This window comes from Brevibacillus ginsengisoli (assembly GCF_050113715.1).
Taxonomy (GTDB): domain Bacteria; phylum Bacillota; class Bacilli; order Brevibacillales; family Brevibacillaceae; genus Brevibacillus_H; species Brevibacillus_H ginsengisoli.
In genome coordinates this window covers 142,124-158,384 of record NZ_JBNJQR010000010.1, presented here as the reverse complement: position 1 = coordinate 158,384, position 16,261 = coordinate 142,124, and the positions used below count along the sequence as shown (strand labels likewise).

General features: G+C 46.5%; 14 protein-coding genes and 1 pseudogene. 4 read left to right on the top strand and 11 right to left on the bottom strand.

All coding sequences use genetic code 11. From position 1 onward, the window contains the following. Positions 1-12 precede the first annotated feature (12 nt). The 6 genes from ACQCN2_RS19550 to ACQCN2_RS19525 all read right to left on the bottom strand — a co-directional run bounded on the left by ACQCN2_RS19550 (position 13) and on the right by ACQCN2_RS19525 (position 5,953). Positions 13-2,055 (bottom strand): molybdopterin oxidoreductase family protein, encoded by a 2,043-nt coding sequence (locus ACQCN2_RS19550; RefSeq protein ID WP_426930624.1) that lies wholly within the window; start codon positions 2,053-2,055, stop codon positions 13-15. Between the two features lie 75 nt (positions 2,056-2,130). Continuing rightward, on the bottom strand, positions 2,131-2,508 hold the full coding sequence (locus ACQCN2_RS19545; RefSeq protein ID WP_426930623.1) for a hypothetical protein: 378 nt from the start codon (positions 2,506-2,508) through the stop codon (positions 2,131-2,133). 19 nt (positions 2,509-2,527) lie between these two features. Further along, on the bottom strand, positions 2,528-3,256 hold the full coding sequence (locus tag ACQCN2_RS19540) for an ABC transporter ATP-binding protein (protein WP_426930622.1): 729 nt from the start codon (positions 3,254-3,256) through the stop codon (positions 2,528-2,530). Next, positions 3,246-4,067 (bottom strand): ABC transporter permease, encoded by an 822-nt coding sequence (locus ACQCN2_RS19535; RefSeq protein WP_426930621.1) that lies wholly within the window; start codon positions 4,065-4,067, stop codon positions 3,246-3,248. The genes ACQCN2_RS19540 and ACQCN2_RS19535 overlap by 11 nt, the downstream gene beginning before the upstream one ends. 21 nt (positions 4,068-4,088) lie before the next feature. Beyond that, complete coding sequence (locus ACQCN2_RS19530; RefSeq protein WP_426930620.1) at positions 4,089-4,622, bottom strand: nitrous oxide reductase accessory protein NosL; 534 nt, start codon at positions 4,620-4,622, stop codon at positions 4,089-4,091. Further along, complete coding sequence (locus ACQCN2_RS19525; RefSeq protein ID WP_426930619.1) at positions 4,619-5,953, bottom strand: right-handed parallel beta-helix repeat-containing protein; 1,335 nt, start codon at positions 5,951-5,953, stop codon at positions 4,619-4,621. The genes ACQCN2_RS19530 and ACQCN2_RS19525 overlap by 4 nt, the downstream gene beginning before the upstream one ends. 490 nt (positions 5,954-6,443) lie before the next feature. Here ACQCN2_RS19525 and ACQCN2_RS19520 point away from each other — a divergent pair, with 490 nt between their 5' ends. Together ACQCN2_RS19520 and ACQCN2_RS19515 are read left to right on the top strand one after the other, a co-directional pair. Then, positions 6,444-6,761, top strand: coding sequence for a hypothetical protein (locus tag ACQCN2_RS19520; protein ID WP_426930618.1), 318 nt, complete (start codon positions 6,444-6,446; stop codon positions 6,759-6,761). Next, entirely contained in the window at positions 6,761-7,210 is a 450-nt protein-coding gene (locus ACQCN2_RS19515; protein ID WP_426930617.1) for a hypothetical protein, read from the top strand. The genes ACQCN2_RS19520 and ACQCN2_RS19515 overlap by 1 nt, the downstream gene beginning before the upstream one ends. Before the next feature lie 374 nt (positions 7,211-7,584). Here the strand turns inward: ACQCN2_RS19515 and ACQCN2_RS19510 are convergent, their stop codons facing one another. The 4 genes from ACQCN2_RS19510 to ACQCN2_RS19495 form a co-directional block, all read right to left on the bottom strand. Then, complete coding sequence (locus ACQCN2_RS19510; protein ID WP_426930616.1) at positions 7,585-8,343, bottom strand: hypothetical protein; 759 nt, start codon at positions 8,341-8,343, stop codon at positions 7,585-7,587. Further along, positions 8,343-9,350 (bottom strand): phosphodiester glycosidase family protein, encoded by a 1,008-nt coding sequence (locus ACQCN2_RS19505; RefSeq protein ID WP_426930615.1) that lies wholly within the window; start codon positions 9,348-9,350, stop codon positions 8,343-8,345. Before ACQCN2_RS19505 ends, ACQCN2_RS19510 begins: the two co-directional genes overlap by 1 nt. Positions 9,351-9,557: 207 nt before the next feature. Further along, entirely contained in the window at positions 9,558-11,258 is a 1,701-nt protein-coding gene (locus tag ACQCN2_RS19500) for a WG repeat-containing protein (RefSeq protein ID WP_426930614.1), read from the bottom strand. A gap of 18 nt (positions 11,259-11,276) precedes the next feature. Continuing rightward, positions 11,277-12,095 carry a DUF2785 domain-containing protein gene (locus tag ACQCN2_RS19495; RefSeq protein ID WP_426930613.1) on the bottom strand — a complete coding sequence of 273 codons (819 nt, stop codon included), beginning with the start codon at positions 12,093-12,095 and terminating at the stop codon, positions 11,277-11,279. Between the two features lie 104 nt (positions 12,096-12,199). Here ACQCN2_RS19495 and ACQCN2_RS19490 point away from each other — a divergent pair, with 104 nt between their 5' ends. Further along, complete coding sequence (locus tag ACQCN2_RS19490) at positions 12,200-12,772, top strand: GNAT family N-acetyltransferase (RefSeq protein WP_426930612.1); 573 nt, start codon at positions 12,200-12,202, stop codon at positions 12,770-12,772. A 125-nt stretch (positions 12,773-12,897) separates the two neighbouring features. After that, positions 12,898-13,038, top strand: a pseudogene (locus ACQCN2_RS19485) (DinB family protein); the annotation flags it as partial. Positions 13,039-13,151: 113 nt separating this feature from the next. Here the strand turns inward: ACQCN2_RS19485 and ACQCN2_RS19480 are convergent. Continuing rightward, the gene (locus ACQCN2_RS19480; RefSeq protein ID WP_426930702.1) at positions 13,152-16,190 is read right to left on the bottom strand and encodes an OmpL47-type beta-barrel domain-containing protein; all 3,039 of its coding nucleotides are present in this window, start codon (positions 16,188-16,190) and stop codon (positions 13,152-13,154) included. Positions 16,191-16,261 lie beyond the last annotated feature (71 nt).

Here is a 16,261-nt window from a genome sequence, read left to right as displayed (position 1 = left end):
CCCTTTTCATCGTTATTCACACTTGGCAATATTGACCTTTCCCGAGAAGAAGACCGCCCCTCCGCCCATGTCGGCGATTCGGTCAGGGGTCAGCGAATTAAGCAGCCACTTGGCTCCCGGTTTGTCCGCCCACAATCCTTGGCTGACAGCAACTCCCGGCAAGACATCTTCCCCGATCACCACGGTCATCTCGCATTCTCCCCGATCATTCCAGACTCTGACCAGCTCTTTGTCGACGATTCCAAGTCTTGCCGCGTCTGTACGATTCATGTGAATTTTCGGTACCTTTTCCATCTGGACGTGCTTGTCGGTATTAGAGAAGGTGGAGTTTAGGAAATTATGATTCGGTGCCGGAATGAACCAGAATTCATGCTGCTCGTCTTGTACAAGCGGTAAATAGATTGGCAGCGGATGATATCCCTTCTGCGCCATGGTCTCGCTGTACAGCTCGATTTTGCCGCTTGGAGTGGGCAGTTTGCCTGGAAGAAGCGGAATCGCTTTGGCCTTCTGGAACTTGTTCTCGACAAGTCCTTCGAACGTAATTCCTTCCAGACGGGGATTACGCGGATGATCCAGCGCCTGCCGAATCAGCTCTTCTTCTGAATCGCGCAGGGCCTGTTCCGTATATCCCATCGCTTGCGCCAATAAGCGAAATACTTCCGTATTGGACTTGGACTCTGCATAAGGCGGAAGTACTGGCAGTTGTATTTGCGCGTATTGATGCCAATAAGAACGATAGAAGTCCATGTTTTCAAATGAAGAAGTGGCAGGCAACACAATATCCGCGTAAACGGCCGTCTCGGTCAAAAAGAGATCATGTACGACCGTAAACAAATCTTCCCGCGCAAGCCCTTGTCTAACCTTATTGGCACGAGGCGCTACAACCGCAGGATTCGTGTTATACACATAGAGAGATCGGATTGGCTCTTCCAGCTCCAACAATGCCTTGCCAAGCTGAATCATGTTAATACTTCGCGTGTTTGGGTTTTCGAGCAGATCAGGACGTTGAGCCGCCTCGGAATTGCACTCCAAATAGCTGCCGTTTGATTTGATCGCTCCGCCGCCCTTTAGCGACCACTGACCTGTAAGCGCAGGCAGACAGCTAATCGCGCGAGTAGACATCCCGCCGTTGTCATGATGCTGCAAGCCGTTTCCGATACGGATAAAAGCTGGTGTCGTATTGGCGTACATCCGCGCCAAACGAAGCAAATCCTCGACCGGGACTCCCGTAATTCTGGAGACTCGCTCGGGGGTATACGGTTTGACATGTTCCCGTAATTCTTCATGTCCCACCGTATACTCTTGCAGAAACACCTCATCCACTAAATTCTCGGCAAACAAGATATGCATCAAGCCAAGTGCCAGCGCCCCGTCTGTTCCTGGCAGAATTGGGATGAACCAGTCTGCCCAGCGTCCTGTCTGGTTCTTATGAACGTCAATGACGATAATCTTGGCGCCGTTTTTGCGAGCCTGCTCCGCCAGTACCACCTGATGCATATTGGTACTGACTGCATTAATTCCCCAGAAAATAAACAACTTCGTGTGAACCGTCTCTTCCGGGTCTATCCCGAGATTGGCCCCCATCGTAAACTTATAACCGGTTGTTCCGGCTGATTGACAAATCGTCCGCTCCAGCCTGCTTGCTCCCATGCGATGAAAGAAACGGCGATCCATTCCTTCCGTCCCAACCAACCCCATATTGCCATAAAAGCTGTAAGGCAGGATGGCTTCAGGACCATGCTCGGCGATTAACTGCTTCCACTTGGAGGTAATGGTTTCAATGGCTTCCTCCCAGCTGATGCGTTCAAATCGCCCTTCACCCTTGGCTCCTACTCGTTTCATCGGATATTGCAGGCGCTTTGGACTATGCACTCGTTCTGCCATATGACGAACCTTATTGCAGATAGCTCCCTTGGTGATGGGGTGGGACTGATCGCCCTGTACTCTGACAATCTTACCGTCTTGCTTATGAAGCAACAGACCGCACTGATCCGGACAATCCAGCGGACAGACTGCCGGAAAAACACCTGTTTCCTGTTTCGTAAAGGATGACATAGGGAACTCCTTTCGACTCATCGGATGATTCCCATTAATAGCACCTTGCCGAATGTTCGTCAATTGCTTTTCTTATTATTTTACTTCAAGCTTCCGTTCAAAAATTTGATGGATCTCTGGGGTGGTCACATGAATGGTGATATTATACGTGCCCGCTTCCGCAAAAGTTGGGCTGACCGTGAACGTCCCATCCAATTGCATGATAGCGTCCATCAGCTTTCTCTTTGAGTCTTTCTTGGAGATTTCCACTTGTACCATTCCGTCCTTAATTGGTTCAATCCCTTTAAACGAAACGCTCAACGTGCAATCTTCCTTCGCTTTTGGCTCTGCGGGATCGCTCGTTAATACCACGTTCTGGTCAGAGAGTTCTATCGGTTTCGTTCCTAGGCCGCAACCAGCCATGAAAGTGCCGAGTAAAATCATCATGACGACAAGTAGAATTGATCGTTGCATACAAGCGCTCCTTCTTCCTTTATTGATTTTGTTTACTTTTTCGCAAATCGGTAAATGCGCTGTTCAACCCGCCCGAAGCATATTTATCCATAAAATACTCAAGTGTATTGTGATCCAAAATCTTACCGCGATCAAGAAAAATGACGTGATCGGCTACTGTTTCTGCTAATTGCAAGTGATGAGTGGAGAAGATGATTGTTTGCCCAGCTTTTTTCAACTGAAGAATTTGAGCGGCCAATTCATCCATCCAGTAGGGATCAAGTCCATTCGTCGGCTCATCAAGCACGAGCAAAGAAGGCGTAGACAAATTGGATTGGGCAAACAAGAGACGTTGTCGCATTCCTTTGGAAAATGTAGACACATTCTTATTTCTTACGTTGTACAAACCTACATCATGCAAAGTCTGTATCACCTTGTCTTTGGAAACTCCGCGAAGTGACGCATAGAACATCAACGTCTCCTGTGCGGAAAGCGCGCTTCCAAACTGAAAATCATCAGGCATATACCCGATCTTATTAGCGTACAGCTTGCGATTTTTTTTACGCTCCAGGCCGTCTACCAGAATGTGTCCCGAGGAAGGCTGAGTGATTCCGACAATCATTTGGAGCATCGTACTTTTACCCGCGCCATTTCCTCCGCACAAAGCCATGACCTGTCCCTTCTGTAAAGAGAAGCTGACGGTTTCTAGGATGGTCTGTTTCTGAATCTGTTTGGAAATATCCTCAACATGCAGGACTTCATTCGTCACGGTAACGGCTCCTCTCCCAGCGTAAAATGGAACTTCCTACATACACGCCAATCCAGCTAACGCAAACCAGTAAAAAGACAGGCGTTCCCATCGGAGCTTTGATCCATTCCACCCACTGATAGTATTCGGGACCAAGTACGGAGCCGCCTCCCAATTTTACGACCATAAACAAACGGATTAATTCCGCCGGATTGAGAAAAGTAACCATGACCAGTATCGGTTTGATCCAAAGGTATGGCGCAATAGATAATGTGGAGATCAGCAGGGTTTGCCAGCCCAGAATCAGGAGAAACCACACGCCTACCCCTATGGTTAACGCCTGCCATCTATTTTTGGACAAAGACCCGATCAGAATGGCCAGCCCGAGAAATAAGAGGACGAGGCACACCGTAAATACGAAAAAGAGCAGCAGCATATCACTCGTAAATGCTTTCCCGATCAGAGCGCCGATGACACCAGCCAATCCGTAGCCGAAGCTGACTATGGAAACAAGCACCCCGCACAAGCCGATGTATTTCCCCCATAAAAAAGAGGAGCTGCTTAAGGCATACGTGGACAAGAGCCGCCAGTTACCGTCCTCCTTCTCAGCCGTTACAGAAAATGAACCGAGCAATAGAGTTAAAAGAGGAACCAGATATAAGATAAGATTCAACATGGTTCCAGTCGTACTGGTATAGCCCGTGATCTGAACCTGTGATTGAATGACCAACAAGGCCAGCGTAAAAAAAGAAAACAGAGCAAGAAATGAATAAGACCATGGATTACGGAATCCCAGTCTCATTTCTCGTTTGGCCACACTCCATAGATACATGGTCGTTCACTCCCCCTCCGATTATTTATGGCTCGAATGATTTGCCGGTTGTTGACCCATATTCATATTATTGTTATTCATATTCATATTGCCCATGGAATCTTTGTTTCGGTCCCACATATGCTTTTCCAAATCAGCAGCCGTCATGATCTTGCCTTTTTTCTGCTCGTCTACAAACTTCTGCGCTTCTTGACTATCTTTGAACGAGTAAATGCCATAAGCCATTGGTGTTGGGAATGTAGGATCATACGCATAGGTCGCTTCTTCTTCCTTCAACCATTGATTCGAATAATAATCTCTTACGTACATGACATCAACTTCTTCAGATGCATGCTGTTTCTTCCATTCATTCATGCAGCCAATATCGTCAAACTTATAGACTTGCCCGTTCTTTAAAATCATCTCTGTGGCGCTTGAATTGTTCGCTACTTGCATGTTGCATTCCTGACATTTATCCGCTTCTTCATTGATATCTACAGGAGCTGCAGCTTGTTTCCCGCAGCCTGTCAAGCCTAGCATCATGATCGTGGCGAATACTACTAATCCTTTTTTCATCTTGTTTTCCTCCCAAAAAGTAGATAGAGTACGCAGCTTGATACAAACAGAAGCATACTGACGAATACGCTATAGGTAACGGTTTGTCCCTTGTCGTTGTCGGTCATCCCCGCAGTAGATGGTTTCATTAGCGGAGCCGGGTCTGTCATCCCCTGGCTTTGGTCTGTATAAAGCAACCCTTCCAGAAAAACTGTGCCGGGTGCATGAAAAAACATTTGGTACGCAGGATTGCGCGTTGCAAGCTTCAGGAAAAACGGACTAATGTGATAAGGAAGATCGCTTTCGTTGGTGCCAGACAGCGAAAGCCCTTGAAAATCATCCCAATAATTGTGGTTGACCTGATTGCTCGAACTATCCATGGACTCCACCTGTGTGACATTCGCAAGCCAATCGTTTTGTACGATCTGGTTATTTGCCGAGCCTTTCATTTGCAGTCCAATGAAGTTACGAACCACCTGATTTTTGACCAGTTTGTTGTCCGATGATTTTTCCACATAAATACCCACGCGGTTCCCGTCCATCACATTGTCCCGAATGAGTGAATGATTCACTTCGAACAGAAGAAGACCCTGTGAATTGACGTTCTCGCTTTGTTTGCGAAATTGATTGTGCACAACAGTCGCGTTATCAGCACCCATTACCATCGCTCCGGTCACATTCTGATCTCCCCTGTTGCCCTCAAGGATCGGACGAGCTGAATACATGAAGTGGTAGCCATATCGGGAGCGATTGACCTGATTATCTACCACACGATTGTCATCACTGCTTTCGAGGTAGATTCCGTCGTGCATACTGGATATTTGGCAGTTGCTGATCTCGTTGCGATGAGATTCAAGCAAATCGATCCCATTCCCTCTCTGTGATAATCGACTCTGCTCATTCGTACCGTCCCATAATCCTCGGATGACCACCTGTTTGATCTGATTATCCTGGGACTGCCTCAAGAAAATCCCACTCCCCGACGTCTCGATCGTGATTTGTTGAAGTGTGTTGTGCTTTCCTTGGATGAGAATCGTCGGATCTTTTTTAGAGAGATGAGCAGCCTGTATGTGTATTCCTTCCAAATAGACTTGGTCGGATTTGACTGTTAGAGCGGGCCCCTTGCCGTCATGCGCAATAGTTGCGCGTTCGCCTTTAAGCTTGATCGGTTTGGTAATCATTATGGGAGCCTGGTAGATTCCTGGCGGTATGTTCAGCGTACCACCCGATGGCGTTCGGTCGATCAGCTGCTGCAGATTATTAGAAGATTGCCCCTTCGCCAAGGCTGTTTCATGGAAGCTGGCAAGTATGAACACAACGAGCAGAAGTACATATAGGAGCGGCTTGCGCATACCTGATTTTTACCCCTCTCACAAAACCGTTTACTTTTAACTTATGGCATTATAACAAAGTGTTTTAAATGAAAAATATGACCCATTTGGGCTATATCATGGGTAAATCTGTGAACAAAACGACACAAACACGAAAAGACTTCGTCCCTTTACGCTCTGTGGAAGTTCGCATGGATGTTAAATAGTCCGCTCACTACCTCCGAAAGGGGAACCGCCAAACGCTTCGCACCCCTACGGGGTTGGGTGGCCGTTCGGATCCCTTTCTCCGTTAGTTCCCTAGGAATCACTTCCAAGGAGACTAAAAGTGGACGAAGTCTTTTCTCAGCGGGCTTACGCGAAAGGAAGGAATGTTTAATCACTTTACCTCTGTAAAGAGATTAAACATTCCGACTGCGTCTCTTTTCAAATAGCCCATCTAGGCTATAGCGGTATTGATTGATTCATGTAATCTTATACTATAGTTAACACAAGAATTTTATTAGGGGAATTTATGAATCGAACTATACGGGTAATCCACCGAATCACCGGAATGATTGGTTCTGTCATTGTTTTAGTGATGGCGCTCACGGGAATTCTATTGAACCATCGATCCATCATTGGCTACAGCTCAGAAACATCGATGAAGCTGCAGAAGGTAATCTTCGGTATCCATTCTGGGACAATCGGTAATCTTTCTGTGATTTGGATAACGGACATCGGGGCGATTTGTATGATCGTCCTCAGTTTAACAGGTATTTTCATATGGTTTAAAAGCAAGCCTGCTCCGGGATCCACGATGATAAAAGGTATGAAAAGGAGAAATGAATAATGAAAATGAATCGCCTTCTCAGTGTTTCACTCATCTTGCTTTTGGGGTTGGGACAAGCAGGTTGTGGATCACAACAACCTAGCACCCCGCAAGCATCTCCTGAGCATCAAGAGCAATCCAATCAGTCAAATATACCAAGTAGCAGCCAATTTGGAAAGGCGATTCAAGATGAATTGAATGGTCTTGCCAGCATTGAATCCGATATTGCGAAAGGTGACATCGACAGCGCAAGTAAAACGTTCGAAACAATTCATGAAGAATATCACGCGAGTGTTCTTCCCCCGATCAAAGAGAAAAACGCAAAATTATCGGAGGATATGCATACGAAGTTTGACTCATTAGATGATGCGATTGGAAGTAAAGATAAAGACAAAATCTTGAAAGCCATCAAAGTGAATAGAGAGAGTCTGAAGCAAGCCTCTAAGGAAATGGGCATCTCCATTCAATAGTCGAAAAGGTTACAATCGGTACACCCTGACGCCGATTGTAACCTTTTTTCGTAGGAGTCGACTTTTGAACTGGAACGACAATCTAATAGAGTGAGAAAAAGGGTACCCACTTCGAGTGGGTACCCTTTTTTCATAATATTGGAATGTTCCTTCCATTCGCGAAAGCCCGCTAAAGAAAAGACATCGTCCACTCTCGTCTCATTTTAAGCGAAACCTAGCGTAGAGAGCATAAGAAGGAAAAGAGTCGGCATTCTTTACATCAGACTGAGAAACGAAGTGATTTTCTTGTCGACTCCCTTCCGTAGTGAACGCAGCGGACAGCAGATGCTACATGCGAGCTTAAACAGAGCGTAAGGGGACGAAGTCTTTTCTTACTATTTTTTATTGGAGTATTCCTGTTCACTCGGCTTGCGATGATGAACAGGCTTGGCTTGCTTCACTTCAGAACCATCCGGGCGATACAAGCGGTCTTCCTCATAACGCCAAACCTCGCCCTCAGGCGTCGTAAACGTCATGATGTCTTTCTTGTCATCATACTGGATGTCGTCAACCTTCAAATTCCCAAGCGGGATCTGGCTGATTCCGTATGCGGCATCAAACTTGTAGACTTCTGTTCGCTCACCATTGTGGAACTGGATATACAGGAACTCCATATAAGGAGAGAAGAACGTCTTCTCAACCTCTCGATTCGACGCGCTCCAAGTTGATATTTTGGCCGGTTTGTCTCCGTCCGCGTGAAGCAAATATCCGGTGAGATTTTTACCTTCAACGAAATAGACTAACGCGTTGGATTCACCAAGCCACTTCATATATTTCACTTCGCCAACTTTTTTGCGGAAGCTTTCTTCGTTTCCTTTTAAAACGACCAACTCGTTGTCCGCTGTCGTGTAGGCCGCGTACTTATTATCTCCGCTATATTCCGTTTGAACGGCCTCCGCCGGTACTTCCGGCCGAGTCACCGTTGATTCTTGTCCCGACTTGACCGAGGCAAGCGCTTCTAACGCAGGAGCTTTCAAGAATTGATCAATCCCGAACAGGACTAGCAACTGAACCAAAGTAAGGCAAACAAAAAGTGTCATCCATCTCTTTACTATCTTCTTAGAAGATCGTGTTGTCTTTTTCTGTCCCCTCATTATGGCTTCACCCCATCTACTACGAAGCTCGTGGCAACATAACGCTCTCCCAGAGGATTCGACGGTGTCACGAGGAATTCTCCTTTGTAGTACAATTCCGAGCTATAGCCCCCGTCCAGGTTGGCTGCAACGTCTGCTCCGTTTTGCAGCAGCACCTCTTCACAATCCAGCAGGGAAGCACCGATTCCTTGATTTCCGCGACCTGAGAGCGCCAATAAAAGGATGGCGCCGTCTTTTCGCTGTCCAATTGCGGAACGAGGGGCAACTCCCCATGAACCGTCTGATTCCTTCAGATACGGTTGACCGTCACGAATCAGTTCCGGACCAAATGAAATCGCGTCCGTGATACCCAATTGCTGCAATTCCGAATAGGTGTATTTGCCAATCACCAGTGCGCCTTCCTTGGTCATCCCAATCACTGGTTGTTCCGACTGCTGATCTCCACTAACGTATTTCCCGCGTGAGATGGTTATTCCAAGCGGCGACCCGCCTGTCCCACGTCCTTTGATATCAAAGAACCCGCCACCATTGATCCCAGCGACCGCATTCGCGTCCTTCACCATCTCACTTACGGTTTGACCTACGCTGTTAATCTCTTTGGTAACAGCGACATGAACCCGTTTGGGATCGTTAATAATAAGGAGACTTCCCGAGTATTTGGCTGTTTTGATCGGAACAACCTCAATCCCTGTATCATTAATTGCCGAGAAGTTACCCGCAGACATACTCCCCTTGCCCATCGAGTCCAATCCGACAGGTCGATACTTGGCCAAAGTTTCGGCAGAGTAAAACGGTTCAATAAGAAACGGATGCTGACTGGTAAGGATAGCGCCAATGACGGTGCTTCGAAGATTTTCGAACGGACCGTATAATACCAATGCAGCAGTTGATATAAAAGTGTATACAAGTAAAGCCCCAATGATCCATAATGCGCGAACCCAGCGGAGCGATCTTTTTTTGGTGTGATGCATCGCTGATCGAGTAAACTCTTGTTCCCGAGATAACATTTTCCTGAATCAACTCCTTTTACAACCACATCTGTCGATATTGATCTGAGGGTACAAAATGTAAGAAAAGAGGCAGTCCTCCGCCTCTTTCGTTTTAATTTCTATAACTTTACAAGTTTGCTAGAATATTCCAAATTTCTTCCCAATTGAAATGAATCAACCAAAAAATTCTCTCCATCGGTTATTGTAACTGAAATTACGTTCTAGTCAAGGGTTAAAAATGGATTGCCAAAACTCCCCGTTCACATTGACTTCATCTTTTAAGGAATCCAAAGGAATGGTGAACGTGATGAATCCTGCGGCGTAAGGGCCAATTTCATATGGATAGAAATAAATGTTGAGTGTATTTCCGTCTATATAAAAGTGATTTTCAAATTCGGTCTGTTCAAAATTCTGTAAAACTTCCGGGAATACTCCCATGCCCTCTCCCTTGGTTTTTATTTGCTCCCGAATCATTTCGTTAAGCTTCTTCTTATAGGAACTTCCTGATCGAAAAAGGTCGTCAAGCTTAAATTTCTCTCCTGTTCTCAGATTGATATGCGTGTATTCGAGTCCTGGCATCCCGTGTGCCGCTCCAAACGGATAAACATAGGAGGTCGTGCTGATCACCAGTAAATTCTTCTTGTACATTTCCACTGAGAAATCGAAGCTGATGTCCTCACTGTTAAAATCACTATCAGTCACAGCACTCTGGTGTTTCATCATGTCGTTGATTTTTTGTTGTACGCGCTGGTCTTTCATCCCTTGGAGAACGGGATAATAAGCCAAATAGTTACGGTGAGGGCGAACTTTCGCTTCAGCAACCTTCAAGCCTGAACCGAGGTCATACGAACGAGTGTCTTTCCAAATGATCGAGCCATCTCGTCGCAAATATTGAAGTCTGTTATCAATCGTCGCCGTAATCACGTTCCCTTGAATAGAGACTGATCCGATTCCAGCAATTGTGGGGAGATTCTCTACCTTTTTGCCATGCTGATCGATGAAAAATGTAGAGGTTCCTGTCGAGGCAACCGCATACTCTCCTTCAAATGGCTCCATGCTGTCATACACAAAACCAGTTAGGAATTGACCTTGAGAATTCACAATAGCGTAATGCTCAGGACCACCTGGAGGATAATCTAAGGATTCGTCCCCTTTGCCCACGGCCCACCTTCCATTATGCAAGCTGTTGATAGAGGTGTAGGTGGCGGGAACAACCATTTTTCCTTGGAAATTGATCAGTCCGGTATGATTCGGTTGATCTGTGTATGTCACAACAGCCAATCCATCTTGAATTTCTCCGATGTATACCTGACCAGCTGTGTAAGGCAGCGTTCTTAACACCTTGCCCTGCTTGTTAATGACCACATACCGCTTATCGGACAAAGTCACGATTGCTTCCCCTTTGCTAAAAGAAGTCGCAAACGAATACTGCGGTTGAATCATGACGCGCCCCTTGGAATCGAGATAGCCGTAATGATCGTTCTTTTGAAAAACGGCCATGTCTTCTGCTGGTTCTTCCGGTAATCCTTGCGTTTGGAGAAGTGTTTGACCATTTCTGGTTACCAATTTGGTCTCATGCGCTGTCTGCACAATAAAAACATCAGGTGTCCATTTTTTCAGATAGCTGTACTCCGGTTTCCAGACATAGTGACCGGTCACGTCAATCAATCCGTACTTGACTTCCTCACCCTCAGAAACTCCTACGATGGCAGTACCTTTCTCATCAAATGGCTCAGCCGTGGTATACGCTGGTTTGATCTTTTCCTTGCCATCCTGATCCAAATAACCCCATAATTGATCGCCATCCAATTGGATTCGATCGAAAGGCAGGAGGCGCTCTGCAGATTGCGCATGAGCAATTCCACCAACCATAACAAATAACAGTAAAAACAGGAACATTCTCAAAAAACTACGCATTCGCAACATACGAACAAGCCTCCTTCATTAAACAGTCAACCATCTTCCCTGTGATCGCAAGACCTCTTCAATTGGCAGTTCATACAACCCATCTACTCCAACGAGCTTGACTCGGAAATAGAGGCTTCTCAGGAAGCTTTTCGTGTTCACTTGTCTGATCCGAAGTGTATAACCGCTGCCTTCCAGGTCCGCTAAACTGCGAACCCATGCGTTCATTTCTTCGGGGGTTACAAGGTTTCTTTGCCACACACGAATTGCCACTTTAACCATTCGTTCATCTTCTTCATCGGTATACATGCTTTGCGGTGTGGTTACCGTGGAGCGAACAAGTTTGAGGATCGTATGCAAGTCTTCCTTTTCCAGTTCATTCGCTTGAGCAAGTTCAGCTAACGCATCGGCTCCATGAGCAACAGCATGCGCCCATCCCTTGCCCTCCACATAACCACGCAAATCTTTTTCGGCTTGGAGATAGTTGAATACCTTCGTCTTGATTTCATGAACCTGTTCCTTCGTCAGGAATGGCTGGTTTCTGTGGCGAATGAGCAGGACGGGAATCTGCAGCACGGAAAAAGAGCGTGTAAACACCGAATCGGTCCCATTCTCCCCTATTTGATAGAAAAGATGCTGATCGTCCAGAATGATTGAGACCAGCCTGGATAATTCCTCATCAGTAAGCACCCCATCCTGAATCCACTGAGATAGGATGGAATAGATCAGATCATCGCGAAGCTCGTCATCAAGTGAACCGATTTGCGCCACCATCTGGATAACCCATTCAAATATATGTGGAGGGGCTTGATAATTATTCTGTTGGATCGAGATCAACTGCTCCTTGAGACTGGTCATTCTGCATTTCTCCTTTTGCTTTAATACCTCCACTATATTCCATATAATAGAAATAAACCAGATAAATGATGGCTTCCACCATCACTTGAAAGGACGTTAGAACGATGAATTTCACTCCATTACATGGAAAGCGAATCTCTTTAATTCCTTTAGAAATTGCACACGCCGAATCATTATTACAATGCTCAGAATTCCCTGAAATTTGGGAACACCTCCCATCAAAGCCCCAAACGGTTGCCGAAATGCAAAGCTTCATTCAGACAGCGATTTCAGCAAGGGACACCGGAGAAGAATTTCCCTATGCCGTATTTGATAACGAACGGAACCAAATCGTTGGGACGACTCGTTATTTAAGGATTTCGCCTGTCCATAAAAATTTGAATATTGGCTGGACATGGTATACCCCCCAGGTTTGGCGAACATCCGTCAACACGGAATGCAAATATTTGTTGCTGCAGCATGCGTTTGAGGTATGGGGAGCCGTTCGTGTTGAAATAATTGCCGCATTGACGAACATCCGATCACAAAGAGCGATTGAGCGGCTGGGAGCCAAAAAGGAAGGCATTCTCAGGAAAAAATACGATGAATCGGATTATGTCGTGTACAGTATCATTGATGAAGAATGGCAGGATGTCAAAAATCGTTTTCAGGCGCTTTTGCAATACTCCCGAGATTAGGGTTATCAGGGAAAAAAAACGTCCTGGAGTGATCTCTATGAGAACATAATTGGATGGTTCGAGAAGAGTGGTTCCAATGGTGTGAGGACGTCCCGCTAATGGAAGCATCGTTACACACGCTTGGGGGTGAAGTCATTCGCCACGTGATTGCACATGAAAACCATCATATTGGACAATTATCCATCTGGGCTAGAGAAGTGGGAAAGCAGCCCGTTTCAGCCAATTTAATCAGAAAAGGCCTCATTCACACTCTTCCAAAAGACTGATCACAGCATGACGTGGGCTTGGTAGAGCTTCGGATTTCCGATCTCGATAGGAAACAGGCCACTCTCTGAACGTTGCCTCAGCAGCATCAGAAGGTGGCCTCTTTGATTATTGCTTATTGCTTAACCGTTACGGTAATGAAAATAGTCTTCTCTTGATACTTCGCCTGGATGGTGGCTGTGCCAGGGGCTACTGCGGTAATCACTCCATTTTTCACGGTTGCGATCTGCTCATTACTTGTCTGCCACTCCGCTTTGTCAGTAACAATTGCTTTGCTTCTGTCCTGGTAAAAGGCCGTCAGCTTGATTTCCTGTGTTTTGCCCACCGCCAGGTTAACGTTTCGTTTGTTAACGGCCAATCGTGTTACTTTCTTGGCATCGGTTACTTCCACGTTCAGCTTCGCATCTTTCCCACCGTATGAAACGGTGATCGTCGTTTTTCCTGGCGCAATTGCCTGTAATTTTCCATCTTCGACTGTCAGTACGTCTGTGTTGTCCGACGTCCAGGTTGCTTCTTGGGTGACGTCTTCTGTGGTTCTGTTAGACAGCTTGGCTTTTGCCACCAGGTCCTTCGTCTCCGCTACTTCCAATGTCAGCTTATTCGCAGGGAGCAGCAGTTCCTTTACTTCCCATTTGGAGACGGTGGCGAGGATATTCGCCGTTTGGCCGCCATACTTGACCTTAATGGTCGCTTTTCCCTCTTTTTTGCCCGCCTTGATTGAACCTGATTTTACTGTAGCGATTTCTGAAGAGCTACTTGAGTATTGGATGTTTGGATCCTTCGTGATTTCTTGTTCCCGTCCGCCCTCATAGACAGCGTAGACAGAGAACTTCTCGGAGGCTTTTGGTTTCAATCTGACGTGCTTGACTGTTTTTAATTTGATTAGCCTGTCGCCCTTTGCCGCAACGTATAGGGTGCAACTAGCGGTGTAGCTTCCATCTATCGTCGTTACGGTGATCGTGGTTTGACCTGGGGCAACCGGTTTTACTTCCCCATTCTGATCAACGGTCGCCACTTCCGGATTGCTGCTGGTCCATTTTACTTGCTGGTTGGTAGCGTTGCTCGGTGTAATCATGACCTGCAATCGCGCGCCGGAATCACCAACATTAAGGGATAAGCTCTCCAGATTCAATCGAATTCCTGTCACCGGATTGGACGGAGACGGCGGGTAGTATGGAGGTGGCGAGTTGATTATGACAACCTGGGCAGTTGTTGTGGTTGATTCGTACCCAGCTCGATCCTGTGTTTTCGCTTCGATCTGAGTGGATCCAGGAGCACGAATCGTGACTGATGTCGAATAATCCGTCCACGGCCCCCACGTTCCACTTCCTTGTCGGGTCCGGTATTGCGATTTCAAGACTCCTGAGGTGGCATCCGTTCCGTCTATAATGCGGAAGGTAACCGCTTGACTCGTTTCGGTACCTGATGTGTAACCAGCTGGCGAGGTGAACTGCAAGGTTGGAGCTGTTGGCGGAGTCTTGTCGATGATGATCTTTGCCGGGTAATGAGTGACCTGTACTTTCCCAAAAGCGCTGCCGTTGTAAACTGCTAAGCTCGGATAGACGCCCTCAGGCAGTTTGTTATCCACGACATCCCAAGTCAGCGTGAAGTTGTCCGTCTCTGGCTCTGTTGTGAATTCCCCTCGTGGAATAGAAAAATCCTGATAGCTATTTCCACTAAATTCCATATAACCTCTAAACGGATCTCCATCTACGTCCCATGCTTTCCCTGAAATCGTGATCGTGCGGTTGCCTTCTCGATCGGAGACAATTTGATCATGTGCGTTCGGGAACGAAAAATTGGTCGCATGGTTTATGTAAACCGTTGCTTCGACCCAGTCTGACATATTCTCTGCTTTGTCTCTCGTTGCAGCCCGAATGAATGTAAAGCCAATATCTTTAATGGTTACCGGGCCCGTATAATTGATCCACGGCCCCCATGTAAAATCCGGCCCTCCAATTTGATAGGCATATCCCTTCACACCAGAGTCATCATCCGTTCCACCCTCGATAGTGAAAGTGACATTCTGATCCGTTTGTTTGCCGGATGTATAGCCTGGGGGTGAAGTGAACTGGATAGTAGGTTTCGTTGGCGATGTGACATCGAACCAAATTTCACCGGCATATATTGCCTGACTCTCGCCGCCATTGGAATCAGTAGCAACAAACGCTACGTCCTTGTTCAATCCTTGTTGAGGACGAATAGGGGCGTCATACACATCCCAACTCATGGTAAAGTTATCGGAATCAGGCAAAGAAGTTGGTGGCGAGGAAACGATAACCGATTTCTCTACACCGCCAATTTTCGCTGTGATCAAAACAGGGGCTCCGTCAGGATGGGATACTTTTCCGGTGATGGTTACAGTATTGTGGCCCATCCATCCACCTGCATACAAATCGGCATTAGGATTGGTGAGTGTGATCGTCGGTAGCGATGAAGGCGTAATAATCACTTCAGCGTTTGCCGCAGTTGATTCGTTCCCCGCTTGATCGATCGTGATCGCTTCAATCTGCGTGGTTCCTGCTGTTCTGATGGTGACTTTTTTTTCAAAGCCAATCCAGTCTCCCCAGGGTTCATTGTCTGTTTTGAGTCTATATTGACTTCTCAGTGTACCGGATGAATGATCAGAACCATCTACCACATCAAAAGAAACAGGCTGCTTAGTGCTGCTCCCTGAGACGAAGCCCTCCGGAGATCTGAATTGAATCGTCGGTATACCTGGCGCGGTCTTGTCCACGCTTATAACCCCGACATACGTTGCGCTTGATCTTCCCGATTTCCCATCATCCGCTACGATAGATAACCCCGGAATTTCACCTTCTGTCAAGTTGTCATTAACGACGTCCCACGATAGGAAAAAATTATCCGATTCGGCAATTGGGGGTGCTTGATGCACAACCATCTTTTTCGTGACCCCGCCGATTGTCGCGCTTACCGTGACGTCATCACCATCCTCATCTGATACCATTCCGGTGATGGAGATGGTGGTGTGGTCAATTACTGCTGAAGCGAATTGGTCAAGGGTAGCATCCGTAATCGAGATCACTGGATCATGATTTACTTCATTCACAGTAAAAGCTGAAGCTTTGCCTGTTACGCTTAGGCTTATTAGCAATAACAGGAGAAGGCAGATGCGCATTTCCGCAATTTTCATTCTTTTCACGAAGTGCACCTCGCTTTGTTTTCTTTTTTAATAGATTTTCAACTGATCCGCCACTTTTCTCT

Excerpts from the sequence above, each read along its gene's own strand:
- ACQCN2_RS19545 (WP_426930623.1), bottom strand. The coding sequence starts at position 2,508 with ATGCAACGATCAATTCTACTTGTCGTCATGATGATTTTACTCGGCACT.
- ACQCN2_RS19515 (WP_426930617.1), top strand. The coding sequence starts at position 6,761 with ATGAAAATGAATCGCCTTCTCAGTGTTTCACTCATCTTGCTTTTGGGG.
- ACQCN2_RS19520 (WP_426930618.1), top strand. The coding sequence starts at position 6,444 with ATGAATCGAACTATACGGGTAATCCACCGAATCACCGGAATGATTGGT.
- ACQCN2_RS19490 (WP_426930612.1), top strand. The coding sequence starts at position 12,200 with ATGAATTTCACTCCATTACATGGAAAGCGAATCTCTTTAATTCCTTTA.
- ACQCN2_RS19500 (WP_426930614.1), bottom strand. The coding sequence starts at position 11,258 with ATGTTGCGAATGCGTAGTTTTTTGAGAATGTTCCTGTTTTTACTGTTA.
- ACQCN2_RS19550 (WP_426930624.1), bottom strand. The coding sequence starts at position 2,055 with ATGTCATCCTTTACGAAACAGGAAACAGGTGTTTTTCCGGCAGTCTGT.
- ACQCN2_RS19505 (WP_426930615.1), bottom strand. The coding sequence starts at position 9,350 with ATGTTATCTCGGGAACAAGAGTTTACTCGATCAGCGATGCATCACACC.
- ACQCN2_RS19535 (WP_426930621.1), bottom strand. The coding sequence starts at position 4,067 with ATGTATCTATGGAGTGTGGCCAAACGAGAAATGAGACTGGGATTCCGT.
- ACQCN2_RS19495 (WP_426930613.1), bottom strand. The coding sequence starts at position 12,095 with ATGACCAGTCTCAAGGAGCAGTTGATCTCGATCCAACAGAATAATTAT.
- ACQCN2_RS19530 (WP_426930620.1), bottom strand. The coding sequence starts at position 4,622 with ATGAAAAAAGGATTAGTAGTATTCGCCACGATCATGATGCTAGGCTTG.
- ACQCN2_RS19480 (WP_426930702.1), bottom strand. The coding sequence starts at position 16,190 with ATGAAAATTGCGGAAATGCGCATCTGCCTTCTCCTGTTATTGCTAATA.
- ACQCN2_RS19525 (WP_426930619.1), bottom strand. The coding sequence starts at position 5,953 with ATGCGCAAGCCGCTCCTATATGTACTTCTGCTCGTTGTGTTCATACTT.
- ACQCN2_RS19510 (WP_426930616.1), bottom strand. The coding sequence starts at position 8,343 with ATGAGGGGACAGAAAAAGACAACACGATCTTCTAAGAAGATAGTAAAG.